Here is a 6753-nt window from a genome sequence, read left to right on the forward strand (position 1 = left end):
CGGACCGCCTCCTTCGAACTGCGAAACACCTTGATGTCGAACCATTCCGAAGCTCCCAAGGGCATCCACCGTATCGTCAAGCTGCCTGATAGGGGCCTGGCAGATCTGTGGAACTCGATCGTTGTCGACGACGGCATCAAATCTCGCCTCGTCTCGCAAGCGATCGTCAACTTCACCGTCCGTCCGAAGGTCAAGCGTACCGTGCTACCGCTGCACGGCGCCATCCTGCTCGTCGGGCCGCCGGGGACGGGCAAGACCTCGCTGGCGCGAGGCTTGGCAAACGAGGTAGCCGCGCTGATGTCGAAGGCGGGCTTCACGCTGCTGGAGGTTGACCCTCACGCACTCGGAAGCGCCATGATGGGCAAGACGCAGAAGGCGGTTTCTGAGCTGTTCTCGCAGACGATCGCTGAAGCGGCAATGCGCGGCCCGACCATCGTCCTGCTGGACGAAGTCGAAACTCTGGCGGTCGACCGCTCAAAGCTCAGCATGGACGCCAACCCGGTCGATGTCATGCGAGCTACCGACGCGGTCCTCGTTCAGCTGGACGCCCTGGCAGAGCAGTTCAACAACATCCTGTTCATCGCGACCAGCAATTTCCCTCAGGCAATAGATGCTGCGTTCACCTCGCGCTGCGATCTGGTGCTCGAGGTTCCGCTCCCCAACCGTGATGCCTGTGAGCAGATCCTGACCGAATGCCTGACGGAACTGGGCGAGATTTTCAAGGGCATCGAAAAGCTGCCTCACGAGGCCGGCTTCAAGCGGTTGGTCGCTGACACGGTTGGCTTGGACGGTCGAACGATTCGCAAGGTTGTAGCCAACGCGCTCGCTTCGCGCAAAGAAGTGGCGGTGGCCCCCGCGAAGCTGACCCTGGCCGATATTCAGTCAGCTGTAGCCCTCGCCAAGGCCGCGCGCCCGAAAGGTAAGCAATGAGCAACGCTACTGTGGTGAAGCGCGTGGTCCGCGGATCACCGCACAGAGACTCCGTCGAGACATGGGACTTCGTCGTCGACTTGCTGACCCAGGGGAAATCCGGAGCCAAGCGAGACGAGCTGCTGTCCGTCGCCGGCATCGCCAGCTCCATCCTCACGGACATGGCGCCCAAGGATGCCGCCATCGTCGTCGAGTGCAAAGGCCCGCGAACGCGCATCTATTGTCTGTACAACGAGGACGCCATCGACGGCAGCGACGCCAAAGAGGACTCGCTGGGGTTCGACCCCTTGGAGGGCGAGTGGTTCATCTCGCTGCCGTGTCCGAAGGACGATCTGGCCTGGGTCGAACGCGCGCTGAAGGCAAAGAGCACGCGCATCACCGCTCGTGACATGGCTTCTAAGCTGGGCTCGGACTCCACAGAGGACTCCAAGAAGGCAGCCGCCGACTTTTCCTTCGACGCCAGCGAGTTCCTGAAGTCATGACTACCGTTGCCGTTCATTCCTATGCGCACTCGGTCAGCTACGTTACCGACAACATCCTGAAGAGCTTCAAGGACGTGCTTGTCCATAGCGGCCTTGATCCACAGAAGCTGGCTGGTGACCACAAGGTCCTACATGCCGGCATCAAGCGGTGGATCGAGACCGAGTACCTTGAGTCTGTGACTCTTGAGATTTACCACCCCAAGACCGACGCCCTCATCCGGCGCTGGGATATTGCGGTCTCTTATGCATGGTCTTCAGACGCAGGCAACTTCTGGGTCGATACCGACGCGATTCGCTACGCCATCCAGAAGCTGGGACTGCATCCGGCCGAGGCTCTGTACAGGGTCGTGGTGAAGAACAAGTCGGGACGGCCTGACGTTGAAGGGTGGTCCGCCACCGACTTCAGGTCAACCGACGGCATGGTGCGTCAGGGCATCGGTACTGGCGTTGAGCACAACGGCCTGAGCGCAAACATGAGCTACTGGAGACCAAAATGACTCTCACGGTGAATGAAGCATTCCGCAAGTTCAAGAGCCGCCTGGAGCTGAACCAGAAGGAGCAAGACAACGCGTCGGCCAAGCACACAGAGGTACGGGACTATTTGCACACCAAGTTCGCCATAGAAGGCGACTTCTTGACGGGGTCGTACAAGAGACACACGAAGACCAAGCCACTCAAGGACATCGACATCTTCTTTCCGATGAAGCAGACCGAGCGGCACTACCACGATAAGGCTGCTGGCGTCGTGCTTGATGACTACAAGGCGGCGCTGGTCGCGAAGTATGGCGAGAAGGCTGTTCGCAGGCAGAGCCGCTCCATCAACGTCGACTTCGGCGTTGAGATCAAGGACGAAGACAAGACCGACTACAAGGTGTTGAGCATCGATGTCGTACCTGCATTCGCCTGCGGCGACAACTACGAGATCCCGGATGGTGACACTGGCAAGTGGATCAAGACCAACCCCAAGATTCACGCGCAGAAGGCAGTAGACGCTCACCAGGCCTACTCCAGCGAGTGGAAGGGGCTAGTGAGGATGGTGAAGTATTGGAACAACAATCCGAAGCATGGTGAGAAGCCGGTGAAGCCTTCGTTCCTCATCGAGGTGATGGCGCTCGAGTGCCTGCACGGCGGCTGGGGAGGGCAGTTCGACCGAGAGATTCAGTCCTTCTTTGCCACTCTTGCAGACCGCATCGGCGACACGTGGGAAGACCCGGCGAAGCTTGGTCCGCCCATCAGTGGGTCGATGGACGCTGCCCGCGTCGAGCGGGCGAAAAAGCTGCTGACGGCTGCAGCAAGGGCGGCCGACCATGCCATCCATCTTGTCCGACAAGGTAAGAACGGAGAGGCGCTGCGTGCTTGGCGAGACCTGTTCGGCCCGATGTTCCCGCTCACCTGAGCATTACTTAATCAAATGCTTGAAGACAGATGACACAGGCAGTCAACACAACTCGATACGGTCATGCCTTCCAAGCGCGCATCTTCTGGACCTATGCGGCCAAGCTGTTGAGCTCCACTACAGCCGTCCGTCGAGTGGGCTTTGAGTCTGGTCCCCGAGGCTTTGATGACGTTTGGGTGGAGTACGACCCGAGTCGGGGGCCGCTGGATCAGTTTGGCCGGCGGCTGCAGGTGGAACGGTTCCAGTGCAAATGGCATGTAGGCAACGGCACGTTCACGCATGTGGACCTCACGGACCCCAAGTACTCCGGTGCCACGACAACGTCGCTGCTGCAGCGTGCTCGAGATGCCCACCTGTCTGACGAGTCCGGAGGCTTTGCTTCACGCATCCGACTCATGACCAACCACCGCGTTCATCTGGACGATGTTCTCCACAAACTGGTTGAGCAGCAGCACCACACATTGAAGCTCGATGAGTTCTTCCAGGGCTCGACGAAACAGAGCAGGTACTGGTTGGCGCGAGAAGCGTGGAAGCAGCATCTCAAGGTTGATGAGACAGAGCTACGCGCGTTCTGCGAAAGGCTCGCGCTTACCTCTGTGTCGGAGTCATTGGATGATTTCCGACTGCGCATGAATGAGGCCCTGCACTCGTATGGCCTCAAGCCGAGCGAGCCAGGAACCAGTTCGACGAGCTATGACCAACTGCCATACGACTGGCTGGCACAAGGCCGAAACGAATTCGACGCCAAGTCGTTCCGCCAGGCTTGCTGGGACGAAAAGTTGTTCGCAGACCAGGCGCCGCCACCGGCGAAGGTCTTCGGCGTCAAGTCGTTTGAGCATGGCTTCGACCGCCTGGAGGCGCGCTGCGATGAGGTTCTCAATCTTTTGCCTGAGTTCTCCGACCGCTACATGAGGCCCGAGTTCACGTGGGAAAAGGACCTCCTGCCAAAGCTGAACGCATTCATTCGTTCAGCTGGGCAGAAGGAGCAGCGACTTCGCCTCGCGATGGACACCCACCTGACCCTTGCGTTCGCCGCGGGGACCGTGTTGGACACCAAGTCTGGAAAAATTGTGGAGCTCGAGCAGCGCACTCGTGGCGGTGCTGCCATCTGGGCTGCCGATGACGTGCCTGTAGACCCCACCTGGCCGAGCTGGACGTTCAGTGAATTTGACCTGGAAACCGGCGGGGCCGAGGTGGCTGTAGCAGTGTCCATCACCCGGACCACGGAACAACAAGTTCGTGCCGATCTCCTGGGCAAGCCGAGCGTTGGCCGCTTGGTGGTGGCAAGCCTCGCGAGTGGCGCATCACAGGCTGCAGTGTTGAATGGCGCCCACGCCGATCAACTGGCAGACCGACTGGCTAACCACCTGAAGGATCTGAGGTCTGGAGCGGGCACCGCAGTTCGCCCTGAATTGCATCTGTTCATGGCGGCGCCATACAGCTTTGCGTTTTTCCTCGGCAGGCATATCAAGGTTTTGAAGCCAGTAACGTTGTACGAGTTCGACTTCGACGGCGAGCGTGGCGGCGGCTACGTCCCCTCGCTCACCATGGCTGCCGGTACCTAGAGCAGAAGTCCTGATCGATCTAGTGACGCAACTTATCCGGGGTTGAACGTGAGGAATATCGAGGGACTTCTCAGAGGCATGGCGTGCAAAGTTGAGCCGACGGCGACTCAGAAGAAGGCCGCAAGTGCCAGTCACAAGTACTTGCGTGAGCTTATGGACACGGGCGTCATCGATAACCGAATCCTCAGTAGCTTCTTGAGCGGTAGCTATGTCAGAGGCACCGCGGTGAATCCGCTGGGCGACGTGGACATCATCTTCTTGATCGATGAGTCCAAGTGGGAAACGGGGTTTTTTGCAACGCGGCCCAAACCCAGCGTTGTTCTTCGCTCGTTCGCGGACGCGGTTCGCTACCGCTACGAAAAGTCCTCAGCCTTTACGCAGCGTCGCTCCATTAGGTTGGAGCTTTCGCACATCGATATCGACTGCGTTCCGGCTATCGAGATACCGGGGAGCGACTACATCTGGGTCGGCGACCGCAAGGACGATGCCTGGATCAAGTCCTCGCCCCAGCTGCACCACACGGCGCTGACGAAGGCCAATCAGCTGTGCGATGGCTGGGCAGTGCCGGCAATAAAACTCTTGAAGGCATGGAACAGGTCACTGCCCGCAACGGCCCAAGTGCGCTCTTTCGTCATCGAAACCATCGCAGTTACAGCATTCACTGCAGCACCCCAGAAGACCCTGCAGGATTGCGTCTTGGGCTTCTTCGACTTCGTCGTGCAGTTCCGCAGCGACTTCCTTCAGATCGGGAATGCCAGGCTCGGCATCACCATCAGCGGAGTCTTTGGTATGACTGTTCCCGATCTCGCTCGGACCGGAGGCAATGTGGCGAGCGGCATCAGTGGGGACCATGCCACGAGTTTCATGGACAGGGCTAACCGAAGCCGCGAGCTACTGCAGGGCGGGCTGCACGCTCGAACCGAAGACAGCGCGGCAAAGCATGTATTTTCAGCACTTGGGTGGGCGTGAGGCGCTTTCCCTGACGACGAGCTCAGCGTCGTGTAAGTCGTTCTATCAAGCTAGAGCCAAGGCCTAAAAAACGACAGAACAGACGCTTGCACTGCCCAAGTCAGGTCCTGGAGGTGGCAGCCGCCATGTGGTCCCATGCTTGGATTGCCATCACCATCGCCAGCGTGTCCAGCTCGCAGTATCGAAGTAGGGCGCTCTCGATGCTTGCGCGGCGAATATCAGACAGATCCTCGAACTGGAGCCGAGCGTAGGCGGCCATTGCTGCGCCACCTTCCTTCAATTCCTCGGACAGGCCTTCATCGGCTGCATCGGTCTCATCGCGCGAAACGTCATCGAATACCGGAGGTAAAAGCGCGTACGGGTCCATCACTTGGCCATCGCGTTCCTGCCACCAGGCGATGGGCTCCACAAAGTTCAAGCTGACACCCTCGCCGCCGTAGTTCGCCTTACTGTAGGTTTCGCGCAGCGCGGTCGAACCATTCATCAGCGCTGGGAGCACTTTTTTCAGGGAGTTGCTGCCCTTTGTGGAGGGGTGGAAGTAGAACTTCTCTGCGATGTCGCAAAGGTCGACCATGGTCCTGAGCCCGTGAGCCTTCTCCTTAGGCGACACCGACCTAGACGTGATGGATTCGATGAAGCTCACCAGCGCGTCCTTGTCTGGGGGAGGCGCAGCCGACGCAAGCAACTCTTCACGCAGCTTGTTTAGCACGGTGTTCTCGTGCGCGGACCATCGAAAAATCGTCCCATCATCGTTGCTGAGGGCATCGCGTAGCGCACGGACGAAATCAATGTTCGGATCGACACCAGGTTTGGCACAGAGCCACTCACTCCGGTGCTCCACCCAGCCATCTTCGTGGACGACATGATGCGAAAACTGGAAGGCGGTGATCTCGTACGGATGCCGACCACTCGCGAAGGGGATTGCCACAGCGCTTGTCTCAAAGTCGATGCAATGCAAAGGGAACTTCCATCCAGCCCTTGCATTTAAATAGCCTTCGCCGTCGAAGTAGTATTCGCCGCCACCTGGCCATGCTGGCTGGCAGACGTACCACTGACGGTGCTTGCGCGTCATGCCGTCAACGCCTGGTTCTTCGCCGTCGAACTTCAAGTCATCCAGCTTTACCTGATTTGCCTTCAGTACTCCATGTTCGATGAGCTGGGTTTTTCCGTGGAAGTTCCAGAGGTCGAGGACCGTCGATCCTGTGAAGTCTGGCTCTCCCCAATTGAATGCCTGAGACCAGCACTCGTGGAAGCCGCTCTTGGGTTGCCCGGCTAACGGCCAGCTAGGGAAGGTCTGCAAAACCTCCCTCCCGTTGAACTGGCAAACGGCGTGAAGTGAGGAGAAGATAGGGGCATGAACCAAATCACGCTGGGGCTGGACCCCCTCCACAAGAAGACGCGCAAGGAAGTG

At 58.9% G+C, this 6753-nt stretch carries 7 protein-coding genes; 6 read left to right on the forward strand and 1 reads right to left on the reverse strand.

The genetic code is table 11. The features are described 5' to 3' along the window. Positions 1-33 precede the first annotated feature (33 nt). From M3149_RS19425 to M3149_RS19450, 6 genes are read left to right on the forward strand one after another with little or no spacing between them, the layout of a single operon-like run. Positions 34-930 (forward strand): AAA family ATPase, encoded by an 897-nt coding sequence (locus M3149_RS19425; protein WP_026437714.1) that lies wholly within the window; start codon positions 34-36, stop codon positions 928-930. A 14-nt stretch (positions 931-944) separates the two neighbouring features. Next, positions 945-1412 carry a hypothetical protein gene (locus M3149_RS19430; RefSeq protein WP_251711115.1) on the forward strand — a complete coding sequence of 156 codons (468 nt, stop codon included), beginning with the start codon at positions 945-947 and terminating at the stop codon, positions 1410-1412. Further along, positions 1409-1909: a hypothetical protein gene (locus tag M3149_RS19435; protein ID WP_026437712.1), complete on the forward strand. Its 501-nt coding sequence runs from the start codon at positions 1409-1411 to the stop codon at positions 1907-1909. Before M3149_RS19430 ends, M3149_RS19435 begins: the two co-directional genes overlap by 4 nt. Continuing rightward, the gene (locus tag M3149_RS19440) at positions 1906-2808 is read left to right on the forward strand and encodes a CBASS oligonucleotide cyclase (RefSeq protein WP_034713347.1); all 903 of its coding nucleotides are present in this window, start codon (positions 1906-1908) and stop codon (positions 2806-2808) included. Before M3149_RS19435 ends, M3149_RS19440 begins: the two co-directional genes overlap by 4 nt. A gap of 29 nt (positions 2809-2837) precedes the next feature. Further along, positions 2838-4373 carry an SAVED domain-containing protein gene (locus M3149_RS19445; RefSeq protein ID WP_251711116.1) on the forward strand — a complete coding sequence of 512 codons (1536 nt, stop codon included), beginning with the start codon at positions 2838-2840 and terminating at the stop codon, positions 4371-4373. A gap of 48 nt (positions 4374-4421) precedes the next feature. Beyond that, the gene (locus M3149_RS19450) at positions 4422-5342 is read left to right on the forward strand and encodes an SMODS domain-containing nucleotidyltransferase (protein WP_162143900.1); all 921 of its coding nucleotides are present in this window, start codon (positions 4422-4424) and stop codon (positions 5340-5342) included. A gap of 100 nt (positions 5343-5442) precedes the next feature. On the opposite strand, the gene M3149_RS19455 is transcribed toward M3149_RS19450, so the two are convergent. Continuing rightward, positions 5443-6753: DUF2779 domain-containing protein (locus tag M3149_RS19455; RefSeq protein ID WP_251711117.1), on the reverse strand; the 1311-nt coding region annotated here is incomplete at its 5' end.

The sequence above is a fragment of the Hydrogenophaga intermedia genome (genome assembly GCF_023715105.1).
GTDB classification, from domain to species: domain Bacteria; phylum Pseudomonadota; class Gammaproteobacteria; order Burkholderiales; family Burkholderiaceae_C; genus Hydrogenophaga; species Hydrogenophaga intermedia_A.